The sequence below is a fragment of the Spirulina major PCC 6313 genome (assembly GCF_001890765.1).
Taxonomy (GTDB): domain Bacteria; phylum Cyanobacteriota; class Cyanobacteriia; order Cyanobacteriales; family Spirulinaceae; genus Spirulina; species Spirulina major.
Genome location: NZ_KV878783.1, coordinates 3758031 through 3776126 on the forward strand (window position 1 = coordinate 3758031; position 18096 = coordinate 3776126).

The window sequence follows — 18096 nt, forward strand, 5'->3', positions numbered from 1 at the left end:
AATCGGGATAATTTTTACATTATCATGGGAGACCTGTTCTGGAGAGTTCACCCTTTAAGATGGGGGGAGAACGGTTGTTGAATCCTCTTGCAACGGGTTGTGATGCAAAAAAAACCTTGGCTCCTTTGGGTGGAATCGGTGGCGATCGCTGCCTCCATTTCCGGCACGATTACGGCGGCATTAACGCGCCAATTTCTCTATGCGGCAACCCCGTTGACGATCGCCCTGGGGTTAAATGTGTTGACCCATCAGCGATCGCACCAACGCCAACGGGAACTAGAAAACCAACTCGCCACCCTGCAAACCGAACTCATTGCCCAGGTGCAGGCGGAAATCCATCCGGTGAATCAGGCTGAACTAACATCGGTGCGCGATCGCATCACCGCCCTCGAACAGCAGAGCACCACCCTCCCCACCCAACTCGCCAGCCTGCAAGACAGGCTAGAGGATCAACTCGCCATCCTGACCACTCAAGATCAAGAGAATCAACGCACCCTAACGCACCTCACAACAACGGTTAACGATCTCAAAACTCACCTCGAAGCGGTGAGCCTTGACCCCTTGACGGCGACGGTTGAGCACCTCCAGCATCAGATCCAGCAGTTTCGCGATAGTTATGATCCGGCAGACTTTGGGACGATGAAAATGGTGGTGGAGGCCCTCAAAGCGCAGTTACGCACCCTGACCGATAGTGAAACCCATCGCTGGCAAAATATTGAACGCACCTTAACCACGCTTCAAGGCCAAGTGGATGGAATGACGACGATGGAGCCGGGTACGGTGGAATCGCTGCAAAGGGCGATCGCCACCCTCCAAGCCCAGGTGCAAGATCTCCCCACGCCCCCGGATTGGCAACCGGCGATCGCTGACCTGCAAACCACCCTCCAAGATCTGCAAACCCAATGGGATGAATTTCGCCAAACTCCGCCCCCTGCCCCCACCCTTGATCCCTGGGATGTTGCTGCTCCTCCTCCAGCCCCGCCACCGTCAGCCGTCCCCACGCCCACACCTCCCCCAGTTGCCAATTTTGACGATGATTTTGACGATGATGAGGCGTTTGATGATGAGTTAAATGCTGAATACGAGGCATTCCAGGCGGCGGAACTGGGTGAGTCTGCCGAGGTGAAGCCGGTGGAACAGTTGGGCCATGAACTCGAAACCGGGATTCGGGATTTAGGCGAAAATTTGTGGGGGTTTGGGCGATCGCTACGGGACACCCTGACCCGCCTCACCGATAGCGTCGATTTTCCCCACACTGACCCGGAAAGCCTGCAATCCTGGGCCTGTACCGCCACATTCCCAATGCCGAACACCACCCAAGGCGCGATCGCCATCAGCCCCCCAGGGGACGCGATCGCCACACGTCACACCGATGGCCATGGGGTGCTCGTCAATGTGGTGCAACAGGCGATCGCCCACACACTGCCCGTTGCACCCTTCACAACCCTGGCCTTTAGCCCCGACGGTCAACACCTCCTGATCGGTCACAACGACGGCAGCAGCACCCTCTGGCGGACTCAGGACGGAACCCAGCAACAGACCTTCCTCGGCCATCCCTTGCCGATCACCGCGATCGCCTTCAGCCCCCACGGCCGCACCTGTGCCACCGCCAGCGGCGATAAACTGATTCTGCTCTGGGATACCCAAACGGGCCAAACCCTGCGCCCCTTAAAAGGGCATTGGGATACGGTGATGAGCTTGGTGTTTAGTCCCGATGGCGAATGGTTAATCAGCGGCAGTCGGGATGGGACGGTGAAGCGCTGGGATGTGGCGACGGGGGATAAGGTGGCCAACGCGACCCCCGGCGGTACGGTGCAAACGGTCGCGATCAGTCCTGATGGACAGCAGGTGGCCAGCGGGAGCAGCGATCGCACCCTCTCCCTGTGGGCCGCCAACACCCTCAGCGAAATTCGCCACCAGCGCGGCCTCCAAGCCGTGAAACAGGTGGCCTATAGCCCCGATGGTCGCCTCTTGGCCACCGCAACGGGCAAGGTGATCACCCTCTGGTCAGTGGCCAACAGCGATCGCATCGCTATCCTCAACCATCCCCACCCCATCACCGCCCTGCAATTCACCCCCACCGGCCAGGAGTTAATCTCCGTCACCGCAGCGGGGGATGTATCCCGCTGGCAAAAACCTTAATTGAGGTGCGATCGGGGATCGCTCAAACCCGTTAATGAACGTTAAAAATTTAATCCGGTAATTGTGTAGGGTGGGCAATGCCCACCACAAGCCAGTTTTGGAGATCGTCTCTTACCGGATTATTTTCTTAAGCTCCATAAATCCCAGACTTTTAGTCACTTCTAGTCACACAAAAAAAGGGTTAACCCCCGATGAAGTTAACCCTTAAGGCGCTTTGGAACGCAAGTCAGGACTATTGGACGACCAGCTTAACATTGGCGTTGTTCAAGCCACGTTGCTGAACTTCCGACAGAGTCTTATTCACGGCGTACTTTTGGTTGATCGAGTTGATCAACTCGGTTTGATTATGCTTTTTCGCCACACCCCAGAGATCTGCAATCAGGTCGAACGTACCATCGCTGTTGGCAGACCAGCCGAGGTCATATTCACCATCGAGGACGGCAACCAAGTCAGCACGAACTTGTTGACCGTTGTAACCCCGAACATCAGCGTTGGTTTTGGTGGTAATACCGAGATCGCGCAACGAGTTTTGCAAGATTTCTGCGTCGGTGATCTTCGTACGTAAGGTGCTGAAATGAGACATGTTGGACTTCCTCTTGAAAATTAAAACGACAGTTAAGTTAGGAAAAGGATGCGATCGCCTCTGGCATGAGAATTTTAAGGAGTACAATCGCGTTGGTCTGGATCGGGCTGCTAGCACAGGGCTAGCCTTTGCTCCTTCCCGAAGGAAGAAGAAAGCTTGTTAAAACTCCAAGCGCTGATATTCAGCACTGGAGGCTGCCGCAGGTCGGGCACGTTGTCGCGCCCAATCACGAAGGGCTGTGACCTGCTCAGTCATGGTGCGAGACAGGGGCAAGGTTGCTTTGAGTGCCGCAATAATATCGAGTTGGGTAAACTCGCGGTCTTGGGCAAATGCCTCATACATCGCGGCAATAATTGCCTGCTCAATCTCTGCACCAGAAAAACCATCGGACATCTTCGCAAGCTGGCTGAGATCAAAGCGATCAATTTCAGTGCGCCGCTTGCACAGATGAATCTTAAAAATTAATTCCCGCTCTTCCGGGGTGGGAAGATCCACAAAGAAGATCTCATCAAATCGTCCCTTGCGGAGAAATTCTCCCGGTAACCGTTCAATGCGGTTCGCCGTCGCCATCACAAACACCGGGGACGTTTTTTCCTGCATCCAGGTGAGGAATGACCCAAAGATTCGGCTTGATGTACCGCCGTCGGAATCTGACGACCCGCTGCCACCGGAGAAGGACTTATCTAACTCATCGATGAAGAGAATCGCGGGGGAAATCGATTCAGCGGTTTTGAGGGCATTACGCAGGTTCGCTTCCGATCGCCCCACCATCGAGCCATCGTAGACTCGTCCCATATCCAAGCGCAGGATGGGTAAGCCCCACAACCGCGACGTGGTTTTAGCGATCAGGGATTTTCCACAACCGGGCACACCCAGAATTAACATCCCTTTGGGCTGCGGTAAGCCGTAGTCCCTTGCCCGTTCGCTGAAGGCGTTGGAGCGTTGGCGTAGCCAGTGTTTGAGTTCTTCTAGCCCGCCGATCGCATCGAGGGTTTCGTCCTCTTCGATGTATTCCAAAATGCCGTTGCGTCGAATCAGTTGCTTCTTTTCCGACAGGATGATTTCAACTTCCGCATCGGTGAGTTGCTGGGCTTTGACGTAGGCTTTGCGATAAACTTTTTCGGCTTCGTCCTTGGTGAGCCCCAAGGTGGCACGGACGAGCTTTTCTTGGACATCGGCGCTGGGAGGTTTAGCCCGATTGCGGTTCAGTTGCTGTTCTAAAACCTGGTGAAGTTCATCTGTGGTGGGCAGGGGAAAATCCAATACGACCACATCTTTTTCGAGTTCGATGGGTACGTCCTGGATCGGGGACATCAAGATCAGGATCTTTTCGGTGCCTTTGAATGCAGCGATCGCATCCCGTAACGCCCGCTTCACCCCTGCCCCAGAGATGAAATCATGGAGGTCTTTGAACACATAGAGTCCGGGTTCCCGTTGCTGGATGCTCCATTGGATGGCGGCTTCCGGCGAAATGGTGTTGCCTTGGGGAGTGTTGCGCGTTTGACCGTATTCGGTCATGCCCCGCGTCATTGTCCAGACAAACACTTTTTGGTGTTGGGTGTCGGCTTGGGCAATCTTAGCGATCGCCTGCTCCGCACGCTCTTCCTCAGGAGTGATGAGGTAGATCAGGGGATATTGAGCTTTGATGAGAATGCTCAGTTCTTCTTTCATCGTGAATCGACCTTTAAATGTTACGACTCGATGGGATCTCCCCTTGCGGTCGGTTAGCATTGCCAACCCCAACACCTAACAGGGAACGAGACTTTCCTCGCCGTGAGAATCAGCTTCGGACTGGATAGACGGGTGAGGGTTGCCCACTGCAATGTCATCGGGCAGTTCGTCTGTCAACACGGTGGGTTGATTTTGGAGGGACATTAATTCGTTATCCCGCTGGATCAGTGCGCTGCCACAATCCGGACAGGTATGAACCCGATGGGTTTGACCCCGTTGGCCACTAGCAGCTTCGATTTCTGCAACAGCTTCCGGATATTGCAGGTAGAACTGAATCGCCTTTTCCACGAGTGCGGACATGGACTCTTCATCAACGACAGATTTGATTTTGAGTCTACGGTGCATCTGCGGAGGTAAGTACAGAGTTACTTTCTGCTTGTCTTGCATCTTGATGCTCATAGAAGTTTTACCCGGGTATGCTATGCCATCGTAGGCGAAGGGTTTAGGGACTGTCAAGCCGCTAAGCTGTCATGACGGCATAATTGTTACATTCATTTACAATTGCCTTAAAGAACGGCAATACAGTCAATCTCAACTTTGACCCCTTTCGGCAGTTGCGCCACTTGTACCGTGGCACGGGCGGGGGCGGTGGCTTCGTTGAAAAAAGTGGCGTAAACCCCGTTCATGGTGGCGAAGTCGCCTAAGTCAGTGAGGAAGACGGTGGTTTTTACCACTTGCTCGAACGTTGCGCCCGCCTCGGCCAGAATCGCGGCGAGATTTTGCATCACCTGTTGCGTTTGGGCCGCTACATCATCGCCGCCCACCAAGTTCCCCGCTGCATTGAGGGGGATCTGGCCGGCGACAAAGAGAAATTGGCCGGTGGCGGCGATCGCTTGGTTATAGGGGCCAACCGGGGCAGGGGCTTGGTTGGTTTGAATGATTCGTTTTTCCATCAATAAGGGCGTTCCAAAAATGCGCTTCTTTTAGCCTAGAAGGGTGATCGAAGCTTCTGGGCGTTTCTGTTAAAGAACTTGATACTTCCGTAACGTCCGGTAACGTGGGGGACTGGGTTTGATGGCAATTGATCAGGGGTACGATCGCGCCCTCCTCTCCTGGTTGCACCGACGGAATCGCCCCTTAGAACCCCTCAGAGGATCGATATAATGACAAGGTTGATCTGCCGGGGATAATCACCTGCCTATGTCTCGACTGTGCCGTTTCGCGATCGCCAGTGACCTGCATATTGCCTTACCCCACACCATCGACCTCACCAAGCCCCGCTTTCACCTCGTCGAAGCCAGTGTGCCCGCCCTTGAGGCCATGCTCGCTCACCTAGAGCAATTGGATCTCGACTGCCTCTTCATTCCCGGAGACCTCACCCAAGACGGCGAGCGGGATAATCATCACTGGCTGATCGAACAGCTTCAAAAGGTGTCATTTCCGGTCTATGTGATTCCTGGCAATCACGACGTGGTCAAGCCCACAGGGAATGATGCGGTGATTGGGCTGGATGAATTTGCGGCCCTGTATCAACCCTTTGGCTACGACGATCCGCAACAGCTTTGGTATAGTCGCGAAATTGCGCCGGGGGTGCAGTTGGTGGGGCTTAATTCTAATCAGTTTGATGCGACTGGTTGGCAGTTGGGGTGTTTGGATCAACCGCAATGGGAGTGGCTGCGGGAGAATCTGCCCCAGTGGCGCGATCGCTTCGTGATCGTCATGATCCATCACAACATTGTCGAGCATATCCCCCAGCAGTCCACCCATCCCCTCGGCCGTCGCTATATGCTCGATGATGCCGCCCCCTTGCGCCACTACCTCAACGAGCAAGGCGTGCGCCTCGTCCTCACCGGCCATCTCCACATCCAAGACGTGGCCGAAGCAGACGGAATCACAGAAATTCTCACCGGCTCCCTCGTCGGCTATCCCCATCCCTATCGGGTCTTAGAACTTCATGACGATGGAATACACAAACGCCTAAAGATGAAGTCCTATCGACTGCGATCGCTCCCCGGTTGGGAGGATCTCCCTGCTGCCTCCCGCCAACGCACCCAAGAGAATTCATTTCCCTTTATGTCGCGGTTTGTCAGTTTGCCACCGTTGAATTTAAAAGGAGACGAAATGATCGCCACAGCCCATCAATTGCAATCCTTCTGGGCCGATATGGCCGAGGGCGATCGCACCTTCTCATTCCCGCAATTTCCCCCCCACGTCCGCTCAATGCTCGAAGCCTTCAGCGCCACCCACCCCATCGATAACAACGCCACATTGCGGTTTTGATCATGCTTGGCATTAACCGCTAGTGTCACGACATACCTTGAACAGTGGGTTACTGCGGATTGCTAAATTGCAGTAATAGCGAGGGTTTAATCCGCCCAACCCACCCGACAAAAAGCACTATTTTAGCTGTGCCATAATACGAGGTGTGAGCAAAGGACTAAAACTGTCCATCAAAAAAGGACGCTCACTGTAGCGTCCTGAGAACCATGAATGACAGATCGGGACTTGAGATGAACTCAAGCTATCTGGATTAGCCTTCCCATTTCTCGGCAACGAGTTCAGCCAAGTCCACAACGCGCTGAGAATAGCCCCATTCGTTGTCGTACCAGCCCACAACTTTTACCATATCGCCGCCCATCACCATCGTCAGACTGGCATCCGCGATCGAAGAGCAGTCAGTGCCGCGATAGTCACACGAGACTAATGGCAGGTCGTTGTACCCTAAAACCCCTTTCATCGGCCCTTCAGAGGCTTCTTTCAAGGCTTCATTGACTTGATCCACAAAGGTGGTTTTTTCCACTTGAACGACTAAATCCACAATGGAGACATTCGGAGTCGGCACACGCAGCGCGATCCCATTTAACTTCCCTTGCATTTCAGGGATGACTAAGGCCACAGCTTTAGCAGCACCAGTGGTCGTCGGCACAATATTTAGTGCGGCGGCTCTGGCACGGCGAAGATCGCGGTGACTTGCATCGAGCAAGCGTTGATCTCCGGTGTAGCTGTGGGTGGTGGTCATCGTACCTTTGATGATGCCAAAGCTGTCATGGAGAACTTTGACAATCGGGGCCATGCAGTTGGTAGTACAACTGGCGTTACTGACGACATTTTGCTTGCTGTGCTCATAGTCTTGGTGGTTGACACCCATCACAAACGTCCCGATATTGCCGCCTTTACCGGGAGCGGTGATCAGGACTTTTTTGGCTCCAGCCGCGATGTGCTTAGATGCACCCTCTTCACTCACAAAAACCCCAGTGGATTCAATGATGAGATCAATGTCCCATTCACTCCACGGCAGGTTAAGCGGGTTGCGATCGGATACACATTTAATCGTTTTACCGTTGACAGTCAGCGAATTATCATCGGCATCAATTTCTGCGTCTAGCTTCCCAAGCATGGAATCATACTTCAGGAGGTGAGCGTTTGTGCGGGGGTCGGAGGTATCGTTAATGCCTACGACTTCTAGCTGGGAGTTCTCACGTCCAAGCCAGCACCGAAGGAAATTCCGTCCGATGCGTCCAAATCCATTGATTGCTACTCTAATCACTGCGTCTTGCCCTCTGTCTCTAAGCTCAATAACATTAAACGAATCTTAATACCCCAAATCATATCGCAAAGGCTGGCCAATCCAGCGTCCACCTTCAGAAAAAGTTTGTGGACGTTGCGGCTGGGGACGGTCAATGGGGCATGGGGGGGGCTTGTGCCATCGCGTCACTTTTCAGGGGTGAAGAGGGGGGGTCTTCTGGAGTGGAGCGGTGGAGGACGACGGCATTAGAATGAAATTTCCTGACGACGAAAAATAGGGTGGGTAAATCCATAAATCAGGTGGTTTCGCCCATTGAGTGAGAAGATTAGGGGGCTAGTTTGCTACCTCTATGGTGTTGCATGGGAAAGGATGCGATCGCGTCTTGTAACCCGAAAAGATATCCCGATTATTCAGTATCGATATCAGGAGTGACAGGGCCGCATGATTCCTAGAAATTAATTCGGGGGTGCAACGAGTCAGATTTCTAACCCGTGTTATTGCCTAACCTGCGGCAAACCCTTTATAAAGAGGGGAAGATTCAAGAGATAAATTCGCTGAGATTCACAATTCTTGATAATATAGCGCGTGTTATCCCGGCGATAACGTTCGGTGTGTGGTGTGTAAGGAGAGTTAATGTCCAAAACAGTTGATTTTGAGGGAAAGCCCTTTCACTTTATCGGCATTGGCGGCATTGGAATGTCTGCCCTTGCGTACATCCTGGCTAAACGTTCGTTGCCAGTATCAGGATCAGATTTACGGTCTACCCATATTACCCAGCGGTTAGAGTCCGTCGGGGCACGTATTTTTAATCAGCAAGCCGCTGCCAATCTGGAGGTCTTTCACAGTCCGGTGCAGCTTCAGCCCGTGGCGGTGGGGGTTGGAGGGGTGGGTGTCTCGTCGAAGGGGATCAGTTCAGCACCATCGACCCCCGACCTCGGAGCACCCCAAGTGGTGTGTTCAACGGCGATTCAGGCCGAAAACCAAGAATATTGTGCGGCGCTGGATCGGGGCTATGCGATTTTTCATCGCTCCGATGTGTTGGCGGCGTTGGTGCAGGACTATGAAAGTGTTGCTGTGGCAGGAACCCACGGGAAAACGACCACTAGTAGTTTGGTGAGCTATCTGTTGTTGATGGCGGGTCTTGACCCAACGGTGGTTGTGGGCGGTGAGGTGGATGCGATCGGCGGCAATGCGCGATTGGGTCAAGGCCGCTACTTGGTGGCGGAGGCGGATGAGTCGGATGGTTCGTTGGTCAAGTTGAGTCCAGCGATTGGGGTTGTCACCAATATTGAGTTGGATCATCCCGATCATTATCAAGATTTGTCAGAGGTTGTTGATATTTTTCAGACCTTTGCCCGCCAGACTAAGGTGTTGATTGGCTGTGCAGATTGTGCAACGGTGCGTGAACAGTTGGCTCCGTCCATTACCTACAGTACTGACCCGAAACGTTCGGCGACCTATACCGTGTCGGAGGTGGTGTATGGGGCCGAAGGGACGACGGCAACGGTGTGGGAACGGGGGGTTGCTCTCGGCACAATGACGGTTCCGTTGTTGGGAGAACATAATCTTGGTAATGCTTTGGCGGCGATCGCAGTGGCGCGTCAGTTGGGCATTGAGTTTGGGGTGTTGGCCGCTGCGATGACTACGTTTGCTGGGGCCAAGCGTCGCTTTGAAGTGCGGGGTGTTGTCGATGGGATCACCTTGATTGATGACTATGCCCACCATCCCAGTGAGCTACAGGTGACCCTAGCGGCGGCTCAACTCCGGATTCAGGAACTGGTGAAGGGGAGCGATCGCCCCCGGATTATTGCCATTTTTCAACCCCATCGCTATAGCCGTACCTTGGCCTTTTTAGAGGAATTCACCCAGTCATTTCGGGATGCAGACGTGGTGATTGTGACAGATATTTACAGCGCCGGTGAACCGCCGAATCCTCAAATTACGGGTCAGATGCTTGCCGATGCGATCGCTGACCATCACCAACAGGTCATCTATCAGCCGTCGCTCCCTGAACTGAAAAGTTTTCTCCAGAATTTTCTCCACGCAGGAGATTTTGCCTTATTTTTGGGTGCAGGGAACCTGAATCAAATCATCCCCCAACTCTTACATAACGACGCAATCTAGAGTCCTGTAGACTCTTGTCTTAGTTCATCCCGTCAGGCTTCGCTCTCGTCCCGTCCTTACTTAGCGTGTCACCATATCCGGCCATGACCCTGTCTTCTGATCTTCCGTTGACAACGAAAACCTATATCTATCCCGGTTCAACCGCCTACACCCCCAAACCCATTTGGCTTGACGATGGCCAATGCCAAATTCGCCCCCACGTCACCCTAGCCAATTTCACCTCCTTTCGAGTTGGTGGGCCCGCAGAATGGTACGCTGCGCCCAAAACCCGCGAAGGACTGCAAGCCTGTTTCGCCTGGGCCCAGGATCGTAGCCTGCCCACTACGATCTTAGGCGCAGGTTCCAATTTACTGATTAGCGATCGCGGCCTACCCGGTCTTGTGGTCAGCACCCGCCATCTGCGCCTGAGTATATTCGATGATGAAACGGGTCAAGTGACCGCTGGGGCAGGGGAATTGATCCCCCGTTTAGCCTGGAGATCTGCGAAACGAGGCTGGCAGGGACTGGAATGGTCTGTGGGCATTCCGGGCACGGTAGGGGGAGCGGTGGTGATGAATGCCGGGGCGCACCAGGGATGTATTGCCGATTCCCTCGTCCAAGCCGATGTGCTCAACCCTGATGGCCACATTGTCACCTTACGGGCCAGTGATTTCCACTATCGCTATCGCCATTCGAGCTTACAGGGGGATAAGCGCCTGGTGTTGCAAGCCACCTTTCAATTACAACCCACTCAGGAACGGGCGATCGTGATGGAAACCACCAATGAAAACTTGCAAAATCGGAAAAATTCTCAACCCTATCATCTCCCCAGTTGTGGCAGTGTATTTCGGAATCCGGAATCTTATAAGGCGGGCTGGTTAATTGAACAAATTGGTTTGAAAGGCTTCCAGATTGGGGGGGCCCAAGTGGCTCACCGGCATGCCAACTTTATTTTGAATTGTGGCAATGCCAAAGCCCAGGATATTTTTGAAACAATCCACCATGTTCAACAGCAAGTTGAACACCATTGGTCTTTACGATTGCGGCCAGAGGTTAAGGTTCTCGGTGAGTTTCAGACGATCTGAGGGGTGCGGTCTCTCCGGTTCCGGGATTCGCGGACGGGACGGGAATACAGCTAGAACATCCAAGCGGTTGGGGCATCCACGGGGAGGGGAGGCGATGGTCAACCGATTCAGCCTGCTTTGCTGTTTGCACTCTCCCCCTCGCCGTTAGGTCGGAGAGTATGTCAAAATCGACAAGCAGAGACTGCTTAATGTTTCGACACCAATTACATAAAATTTGATATGACCCAAGGAAAAGGATTTGGTTTTGGTCTCGGTAAAATGAAGGAACTCACGGAGGCCTTCAAAAAAGCCCAACAGGTTCAGCAGGATGCCAAAAAACTGCAAGATGAACTAGAGCAAATGGAAATTGAGGGCCATAACGAAGCCGGTACGGTGACGGTCGTGCTGAGTGGCAATCAAGAGCCTCGTCGCGTCAATATTACTCCGGCGGCGCTTGAGGCTGGGGCGGAAACGCTTTCGGCGATGGTGTTTGAAGCGATGATGGATGCCTATGATAAATCGACGGAAACAATGCGCGGGCGGATGGAAGAATTGACGAGTGGGCTGAATTTGCCGGGGCTTTAGGGTCTGGGGCCTGTGGGGGGAGCGATCGCCGGCCCATTCCGTTTAATTCACGCGATCGCCCATGCAACTGTCAGGCTGAGGCATGATCCTCAGATCATGCCTTGTGTTTAACGGGACAGGATGAGATGAAACTTCGTGAAATGCTGCTGTGGGGGGGATTGCTCGTGACGGTGGGAGGAGCGATCGCGATCGGGGGGCTGGTCTATCGCCATCGGACGATAACCTATACGCCGCCGGAGCTTGAGGTGGTGGAGATTACGCGATCGCAACTCGAAGACCTGCTCATCCCCGTTAACTATGGCGGCTTAATTAACCAAAGTCTCGCCGGCGATGCCCCCAGTCTGCGCCGCTTGATCCGCCTCGCTCGCCATACCAACGGCGGCGGAGCCTATGGATTCGGGGCGGTGCTGGCGAAAATTGCGCTCCAGATCGGGGATCAAGACTTTTTTGCTGCGATTCAGCCTCTTTCGTCCCCAGAACTCGGCCGGTTGCACCACTTCCTGGGGGCTGGCTTTGAATATGGTGTGGCCCAGTCCGGTCTAGAGGATTTTGCTGACCAACTGCCCCAAACCTATACCTTGACGGCGGAACACGCTGGCATTGAGTAGACCCGGTTACGCCACAGAACTGGTGACGCGATCGCCCGTTTTAGAATCAAACCAATGAATCTTCGCCGGTTCGAGCACCACGGCAATATCCTGCTCATCCCACTCTTGATCGGGTGGAATCACCATCCGCACTTTGGTACTCGTTTCCGCCACTTGCACCGTGACCAACTGTTCCCGCCCGAAGTTTTCCACCAGGGTTACCTGACCGCGAAACGTGGGGGTTTCGTCTGCTTTGGCGAGGCGCAGATCTTCAGGACGGATGCCGAGGTCAATTTGCGATCGCTCCCCCACCTCGGTGGGCACAGGGATCGAAAATGCCCCCACCCGCGCCATGGAATTCTCACAATTCAACTCTAAAAAATTCATCTGCGGACTGCCCACAAACCCCGCCACAAACCGATTCGCCGGATGGGTATAGATGCGGCTCGGCGGGTCAAGTTGCTGCACGATCCCATCGAGGAGCACCGCCACTTTGCTCGATAGCGTCATCGCCTCGGTTTGGTCGTGGGTCACGTAGACCACGGGTTTATTTTGGGCGTTGAAAATCTGTTTCAACTCTTCGCGCACCTGTTCGCGCAACAGGGCATCTAAGTTACTCAAAGGTTCATCGAGCAAAAACACCTCCGGATTCCGCACCAACGCCCGCGCCAGAGCGACCCGTTGCCGTTGTCCCCCGGAGAGTTTGCCCGGTTTGCGATCGAGGAGATGGTTTAAACCCAACTTTTCCGACACCACCCCAATTCGCTGCTGAATTTCAGCGCTGGCTACCTTGCGAATTTTCAACGATGCACTGATATTTTCCGCCACCGTCATGTGAGGATAAAGAGCATAACTTTGGAACACCATCGCCATGTTGCGATCGCCCGGTGAGAACAGCGTTAAATCCTGACCCCCCACCTTCACCTGTCCCCGTGTGGGTTGATCCAGCCCCGCGATTAACCGCAGCAATGTAGATTTGCCGCAGCCCGACGGCCCCAACAGCGTCAAAAACTCGCCATCTTCGACAGTTAAGCTAATATCCTGCACCGGGATCACATTCGGGGCAAACTGTTTCCGTAAATGCTGTAATTCTAAACGCGCCATAATCCTTAAACTATTGTTAAAACTAGACTATCAACAGAGAGGTAAACGCCTCGCAACTCTATCCTTTCACCGCCCCAGCCGTAATCCCCTGGACAATTCGCCGTTGGAAAAAGAGCACCAACAGCACGAGGGGAATCGTTCCTAACACCGTGGCCGATGCGATCGGCCCGTAGGGAATTTCAAACACCGAAGCCCCCCCCAGTTTTGCCACCGCAATGGGAATCGTTTGCAGTTCCGATCGGGTGATAAAGGTCAGGGCAAAAATAAACTCATTCCACGCAAAAATAAAGGTTAAAATTCCCGTTGTCACCAACGCTGGAATTGTCATCGGCAAAACAATTTGCAGCAACATCGGAACGGTTTGATAACCATCAATTTTCGCGGAATCTTCCAAATCCTTGGGCAACTGTTGGAAAAAACTACGCAACACCAAAATCGTCAAGGGTAAATTAATCGCCGTATAGGGCACGATCAACGCCAGATAATTATTTCCTAATCCTGCTGCCTTGACAATTTCCAACAGCCCTAAAAACAAGAGAACATAGGGAAATAAACTCACCACCAGCACGATCGCCAGGACAACTTGCTCGCCCGGAATTTTCAACCGAGCCAGGGCATAGGCCGCCGGAGCACCCACCGCTAAACACACCACCGTAGACACCAACGACACAAAAAAACTATTCAAGATATAGCGTAAAAATTCATTTCCTAAGCTGAAATAATGGGCGATCGTTAATTGGTCACCGTTGGGAATATAAATCGTCGGAATCGCTGAAATTGCAGAATTTGTCTTCAACGATGTGAGAATCTGCCACAGCACCGGGGCGAGGCAAAAGAGCAACATCAACGCCACCCCAACCCAGAGCAAAATGCGCTGAGTGGGAATTTTTTTCGGGGGAGTTGTGGTGTTTTGAGCAGTCATGATGGTAAAAAAACAAGGGTCAGCAAAGCAGGATCGGGTGGGTGGATCATGGGTGCGATCGCTACGTTAATCCGGATCAATCCCCGGTGAGATTGACACGGGTTTTTGACAGTAACCCTGCCGTCAAAAGTACCGCCGCAATTAAGATCAAAAACGTCACCACCACCAACGCCGCCCCATAGCCAAAGTCAAGATAACGCCGCACCGTTGCATAGATATAGATCGACACCGTTTCCGTGGCCCCCGCTGGCCCGCCGCCGGTCATCACCTGCACCAAGTCAAAAATCCCGAAGGATTGCGCAAATCGGAACAAGAGCGCGATCAGAATCTGAGGCGCGATCAACGGCAGAGTGATGTGGCGAAAACTCTGCCAGGGGGACGCACCATCGATGGCATGGGCTTCGTAGAGATCGCCAGGGATGGATTGCAAACCGGCGAGGAGCAGGATGGCGATGAAGGGTGTGGTTTTCCAAACATCGGCGAAGATGAGGGCGAGCATGGCGCGGGTGGGTTCGCCGAGCCAGGTGATCCGCTCTTGAATGAAGCCGAGGCGAATCAAAATATCATTCACGACCCCAAACTGATCATTAAAAATCCAGGCCCAGGCCAACCCCATCACCGCCGTGGGTAAGGCCCAGGGAATGAGGGCGACGGTGCGCACGAGACCCCGGCCGCGAAAGGTTTGGTTGAGAATGAGGGCGAAGGCTAAGCCGATCAGCAATTCTAGGGTGATGCTGAAGGCGGTGAAGATGCTGGTGTTCCAGAGACTTTGCCAAAACCGACTATCCCCGATCAGGCGGCCATAGTTGGTGAGGCCGGCAAATTCGGCGTTGAGTTGCGTGCCGAGGTTTTGGGTGAAGGTGCTGAGCCAAAAGGCGCGGAGGATGGGATAGGCAAAGACCAGGGCCAAAATCATCAGGGCTGGGGTCATTAAAATCCAACCGGTGCGGCTTTCGCGTTGGCGGAGGGTGTCTTGGGTCATGGGCATGGTGGGGATGAACGGCAGGGATCTAGGGGGATGGGGGCGATCGCGCCTTACCCCGCCCGTCCCAAGAGGGCACGGGTTTCTTGGGCGGCAGCTTCGAGGGCTTCTGTGGGGGTTAGCTTATCCGTCAGGGCAGCACTGAGAAAGCGTTGGAGAATATCCGAGGCTTGGGCATATTGTGCGATCGGGGGGCGGAGGGTGGAGTTTTGCACCACGGCGAGCAAGTCCGGATAATGGGAATATTTCGCCACGATTTCGGGATCATTAAACAGTTCAATCCGGCTCGGCACATAGCCAGTCTCAAGAATATAGTCCCGTTGCGCGTCGGTACTGCTGAGGTACTCAATCACCCGCCAGGTTGCCTCTGGATGGCGCGATGTGGCTGAAATGCCAAACCCCCAACCGCCTTGACAAGCGCCACTCTGTTCCCCTGGCGCGTGAACCATCGGTTTAATCGCAAATTTACCCTGTAATTCCGACTCGGACGCGAGGGCAAACACGTAGGGCCAATTGCGCAAGAACGCCACATCGCCGCTTTGAAAGAGGCGGCGGGTTTCTTCTTCGGCGTAGGTGGTGACCCCTGGGGGGGAAATGTCGTTGTGAATCGTGGCGCGGAGAAATTCGAGGGCGGCGATCGCTTCTGGGGCATCTAGCCCCACTTCGAGGCTATCGGGATCAATCCAAAACGCCCCATGGCCTGCCAACACTTCCACAAACATCGCCGCAATCCCTTCGTATTGCTTCCCTTGCCACACATAACCCCATTGCACCGCGCCGCTCTCTTGCAGAGCTTGGGAAATGTCGAGAAGTTGATCAAAGGTGGCCGGGGGGTCGTAGCCCGCTGCCGCCAAAAGATCGGTGCGGTAGTAGAGCATTCCCGCATCGGAGCGGAACGGCATGCGATAGAGTTGCCCATCGTAGCGGCCACCGGCCACATCACCGGCCAGAAAGTCATCCAGTTGCGCCGCACTGACATATTGCTCCAGGGGGGCAAGCCATTGGGCGGCGGCAAATTTGGGAACCCACGCAATATCGAGATAGATCAAATCGTAGGGAGAATCCCCCAATAAAAAAGCGGAGGTGTAGAGATCTTCGACGAGGTTGGTGTCGTTGGGACCGGCGACAATGTCCAGTTTAATATCGGGATTTTGTGCTTCAAAGTTTGCTTTGAGGGGCTGCCATTGCTGGGCTTCGAGGGCCTGCATCATCACCCGCACGGTCACCGGCTGCTGACTGAAGACCGGTAGGATAAACACCTGCAAGGCGAGGATTACAGCACCCATGAGGATGATAAATCGGAGCCAGGGAGACTGTTTAAAGGGAACTATTCGCATGAAAAATGGAGCACTAATCGTGGTTTATCACGCCTGATTTCAAAGACTGCGCGATCGCTGAATCTAGGCCTACCTTAGACGCTGATCGCGCTGAACGTAATGCCCTTGCACAATTTCTCAACAAAATTTATCATCACATTTTGTGCTGATTTAGCCCCAATGCAGCGATCGCACCATCGCCTCCCAACCCAGACAACTGTTTTTGAGAATGAGGATTTGCTCACCATTTATCGAACCTTAACCTTATTTTTTTATAGTGAAAGCTTGTGGGCATCGAGTTTGAATCTGTGGTGTAGGGAAAGGTACAAATGGCATCATTGCAAGGGTCAAGTCTGTCACGGTGTGGAGCGATCGCCCGTCTCTTTTTGAAACTGGGGGTGATCGGGTTTGGCGGGCCAGCGGCTCATATTGCCTTGATGGATGAAGAAGTGGTAAAGCGGCGACGCTGGCTCACCCGCGAGCATTTTCTCGACCTCCTCGGAGCCACCAACCTGATCCCCGGCCCCAACTCCACAGAAATGGCGATCCATGTGGGGTTTAGTTATGGCGGCTGGCCGGGGTTGGTGGTGGCGGGGGTCTGTTTTGTCTTGCCGGCGGTGGTGTTAACGGGGCTGCTGGCCTGGGTGTATGTGGAGTTTGGCACAGTGCCCGCGATCGCGCCCCTGCTGTACGGGATTAAACCGGCCGTGTTGGCGATTATTGCCTCGGCCCTGTGGCGGTTAGGAAAAAAGGCGGTGAAGTCTCGCCCCTTGGGGCTAGTGGCGGCGGCGGTGATTCCCCTCTTGCTGTGGGGCGTGAATGAAGTCTTGGCACTGTTGATCGGCGGCGTGGTGGGGATGGTGTGGCTGCGGCAACCCCCAACTCCCCCAACGGAAAAGACCGCCTCGCTCTGGGTAGCAGCGGCCAATGGGCTAGCCTTAACCACGCGATCGGAGCTTGTCCAGGCCGCCGCCGCCACAACGGGGGCAACCCTGGGCCAGATTGCGCTGGTATTCCTCAAAGTGGGGGCGGTGCTGTTTGGGAGCGGCTATGTGTTGATCGCATTTTTGGAAGGGGAATTGGTGGGGCGCGGTTGGTTGACGCAGACAGAATTACTCGATGCGATCGCGATCGGTCAATTCACCCCCGGTCCAGTCCTCTCCACCGCCACCTTTATCGGCTATCTGATGGCAGGCGTACCGGGGGCTGTGGTGGCCACGGTGGGGATTTTCCTCCCCTCCTTTGGCCTTGTGGCGCTCCTCAATCCCTTAATCCCCAAATTGCGTCAATCCCCTTGGGCGGCGGCCTTTCTCGATGCGGTGAATGCGAGTTCAGTGGCGTTAATGGCGGTGGTGACGGTGCGCTTGGCGGGGCTGACCTTGTGGGGCGATGCGATCGCCCTGGGGATCACTCTCCTGGCAACGGTGGCGATTTTTCAGTTCAAAATTGGCCCGGTGTGGATCGTGTTGGGCGGCGCAGCCGTGGGGCTGCTGTCCCACGCGCTTGCATAG

At 54.1% G+C, this 18096-nt stretch carries 16 protein-coding genes; 7 read left to right on the forward strand and 9 right to left on the reverse strand.

Going from position 1 to position 18096, the window contains the following annotated elements; genetic code table 11:
- The first annotated feature begins 102 nt into the window (after positions 1 to 102).
- Positions 103 to 2142 carry a WD40 repeat domain-containing protein gene (locus SPI6313_RS16655; RefSeq protein ID WP_072622002.1) on the forward strand — a complete coding sequence of 680 codons (2040 nt, stop codon included), beginning with the start codon at positions 103 to 105 and terminating at the stop codon, positions 2140 to 2142.
- A 232-nt stretch (positions 2143 to 2374) separates the two neighbouring features.
- Here SPI6313_RS16655 and SPI6313_RS16660 read toward each other — a convergent pair whose 3' ends face one another.
- The 4 genes from SPI6313_RS16660 to SPI6313_RS16675 form a co-directional block, all read right to left on the reverse strand.
- Positions 2375 to 2725 (reverse strand): DUF1257 domain-containing protein, encoded by a 351-nt coding sequence (locus SPI6313_RS16660; protein ID WP_072622003.1) that lies wholly within the window; start codon positions 2723 to 2725, stop codon positions 2375 to 2377.
- Between the two features lie 159 nt (positions 2726 to 2884).
- On the reverse strand, positions 2885 to 4396 hold the full coding sequence (gene ycf46 / locus SPI6313_RS16665; RefSeq protein WP_072622004.1) for a stress-responsive protein Ycf46: 1512 nt from the start codon (positions 4394 to 4396) through the stop codon (positions 2885 to 2887).
- Positions 4397 to 4471: 75 nt separating this feature from the next.
- Positions 4472 to 4843, reverse strand: a complete 372-nt coding sequence (locus tag SPI6313_RS16670; protein ID WP_072622005.1) for a slr0373 family blue light stress response protein — start codon at positions 4841 to 4843, stop codon at positions 4472 to 4474.
- Between the two features lie 119 nt (positions 4844 to 4962).
- Positions 4963 to 5349, reverse strand: a complete 387-nt coding sequence (locus tag SPI6313_RS16675; protein WP_072622006.1) for a Rid family detoxifying hydrolase — start codon at positions 5347 to 5349, stop codon at positions 4963 to 4965.
- A 247-nt stretch (positions 5350 to 5596) separates the two neighbouring features.
- On the opposite strand from SPI6313_RS16675, the gene SPI6313_RS16680 reads away from it, so the two are divergent.
- Positions 5597 to 6676, forward strand: coding sequence for a metallophosphoesterase family protein (locus SPI6313_RS16680; protein WP_072622007.1), 1080 nt, complete (start codon positions 5597 to 5599; stop codon positions 6674 to 6676).
- Between the two features lie 250 nt (positions 6677 to 6926).
- Here the strand turns inward: SPI6313_RS16680 and SPI6313_RS16685 are convergent, their stop codons facing one another.
- On the reverse strand, positions 6927 to 7943 hold the full coding sequence (locus tag SPI6313_RS16685; protein ID WP_072622008.1) for a type I glyceraldehyde-3-phosphate dehydrogenase: 1017 nt from the start codon (positions 7941 to 7943) through the stop codon (positions 6927 to 6929).
- Positions 7944 to 8555: 612 nt separating this feature from the next.
- Here SPI6313_RS16685 and murC point away from each other — a divergent pair.
- The 4 genes from murC (at position 8556) to SPI6313_RS16705 (ending at position 12282) form a co-directional block, all read left to right on the forward strand.
- On the forward strand, positions 8556 to 10046 hold the full coding sequence (gene murC, locus SPI6313_RS16690) for a UDP-N-acetylmuramate--L-alanine ligase (protein ID WP_072622009.1): 1491 nt from the start codon (positions 8556 to 8558) through the stop codon (positions 10044 to 10046).
- 83 nt (positions 10047 to 10129) lie between these two features.
- On the forward strand, positions 10130 to 11110 hold the full coding sequence (murB, locus tag SPI6313_RS16695; RefSeq protein ID WP_072622010.1) for a UDP-N-acetylmuramate dehydrogenase: 981 nt from the start codon (positions 10130 to 10132) through the stop codon (positions 11108 to 11110).
- Between the two features lie 219 nt (positions 11111 to 11329).
- Positions 11330 to 11674 carry a YbaB/EbfC family nucleoid-associated protein gene (locus tag SPI6313_RS16700; RefSeq protein WP_072622011.1) on the forward strand — a complete coding sequence of 115 codons (345 nt, stop codon included), beginning with the start codon at positions 11330 to 11332 and terminating at the stop codon, positions 11672 to 11674.
- Positions 11675 to 11799: 125 nt separating this feature from the next.
- On the forward strand, positions 11800 to 12282 hold the full coding sequence (locus tag SPI6313_RS16705) for a hypothetical protein (protein WP_139276683.1): 483 nt from the start codon (positions 11800 to 11802) through the stop codon (positions 12280 to 12282).
- A 6-nt stretch (positions 12283 to 12288) separates the two neighbouring features.
- Here SPI6313_RS16705 and SPI6313_RS16710 read toward each other — a convergent pair whose 3' ends face one another.
- The 4 genes from SPI6313_RS16710 to SPI6313_RS16725 form a co-directional block, all read right to left on the reverse strand.
- Entirely contained in the window at positions 12289 to 13365 is a 1077-nt protein-coding gene (locus SPI6313_RS16710; RefSeq protein WP_072622013.1) for an ABC transporter ATP-binding protein, read from the reverse strand.
- Positions 13366 to 13423: 58 nt separating this feature from the next.
- On the reverse strand, positions 13424 to 14287 hold the full coding sequence (locus SPI6313_RS16715; protein WP_072622014.1) for a carbohydrate ABC transporter permease: 864 nt from the start codon (positions 14285 to 14287) through the stop codon (positions 13424 to 13426).
- A gap of 76 nt (positions 14288 to 14363) precedes the next feature.
- Positions 14364 to 15269, reverse strand: coding sequence for an ABC transporter permease subunit (locus SPI6313_RS16720; RefSeq protein ID WP_072623196.1), 906 nt, complete (start codon positions 15267 to 15269; stop codon positions 14364 to 14366).
- A 53-nt stretch (positions 15270 to 15322) separates the two neighbouring features.
- The gene (locus SPI6313_RS16725; protein WP_072622015.1) at positions 15323 to 16606 is read right to left on the reverse strand and encodes an ABC transporter substrate-binding protein; all 1284 of its coding nucleotides are present in this window, start codon (positions 16604 to 16606) and stop codon (positions 15323 to 15325) included.
- Positions 16607 to 16914: 308 nt separating this feature from the next.
- Between SPI6313_RS16725 and chrA the strand changes: the two genes are divergently transcribed.
- Positions 16915 to 18096, forward strand: coding sequence for a chromate efflux transporter (chrA, locus tag SPI6313_RS16730; protein ID WP_072622016.1), 1182 nt, complete (start codon positions 16915 to 16917; stop codon positions 18094 to 18096).

Bases quoted from the DNA above. Each gene is read 5' to 3' on its own strand.
- SPI6313_RS16655 (WP_072622002.1), top strand. From the start codon at position 103: ATGCAAAAAAAACCTTGGCTCCTTTGGGTGGAATCGGTGGCGATCGCT.
- SPI6313_RS16660 (WP_072622003.1), bottom strand. From the start codon at position 2,725: ATGTCTCATTTCAGCACCTTACGTACGAAGATCACCGACGCAGAAATC.
- ycf46 (WP_072622004.1), bottom strand. From the start codon at position 4,396: ATGAAAGAAGAACTGAGCATTCTCATCAAAGCTCAATATCCCCTGATC.
- SPI6313_RS16670 (WP_072622005.1), bottom strand. From the start codon at position 4,843: ATGCAAGACAAGCAGAAAGTAACTCTGTACTTACCTCCGCAGATGCAC.
- SPI6313_RS16675 (WP_072622006.1), bottom strand. From the start codon at position 5,349: ATGGAAAAACGAATCATTCAAACCAACCAAGCCCCTGCCCCGGTTGGC.
- SPI6313_RS16680 (WP_072622007.1), top strand. From the start codon at position 5,597: ATGTCTCGACTGTGCCGTTTCGCGATCGCCAGTGACCTGCATATTGCC.
- murC (WP_072622009.1), top strand. From the start codon at position 8,556: ATGTCCAAAACAGTTGATTTTGAGGGAAAGCCCTTTCACTTTATCGGC.
- murB (WP_072622010.1), top strand. From the start codon at position 10,130: ATGACCCTGTCTTCTGATCTTCCGTTGACAACGAAAACCTATATCTAT.
- SPI6313_RS16700 (WP_072622011.1), top strand. From the start codon at position 11,330: ATGACCCAAGGAAAAGGATTTGGTTTTGGTCTCGGTAAAATGAAGGAA.
- SPI6313_RS16705 (WP_139276683.1), top strand. From the start codon at position 11,800: ATGAAACTTCGTGAAATGCTGCTGTGGGGGGGATTGCTCGTGACGGTG.
- SPI6313_RS16710 (WP_072622013.1), bottom strand. From the start codon at position 13,365: ATGGCGCGTTTAGAATTACAGCATTTACGGAAACAGTTTGCCCCGAAT.
- SPI6313_RS16715 (WP_072622014.1), bottom strand. From the start codon at position 14,287: ATGACTGCTCAAAACACCACAACTCCCCCGAAAAAAATTCCCACTCAG.
- SPI6313_RS16720 (WP_072623196.1), bottom strand. From the start codon at position 15,269: ATGACCCAAGACACCCTCCGCCAACGCGAAAGCCGCACCGGTTGGATT.
- SPI6313_RS16725 (WP_072622015.1), bottom strand. From the start codon at position 16,606: ATGCGAATAGTTCCCTTTAAACAGTCTCCCTGGCTCCGATTTATCATC.
- chrA (WP_072622016.1), top strand. From the start codon at position 16,915: ATGGCATCATTGCAAGGGTCAAGTCTGTCACGGTGTGGAGCGATCGCC.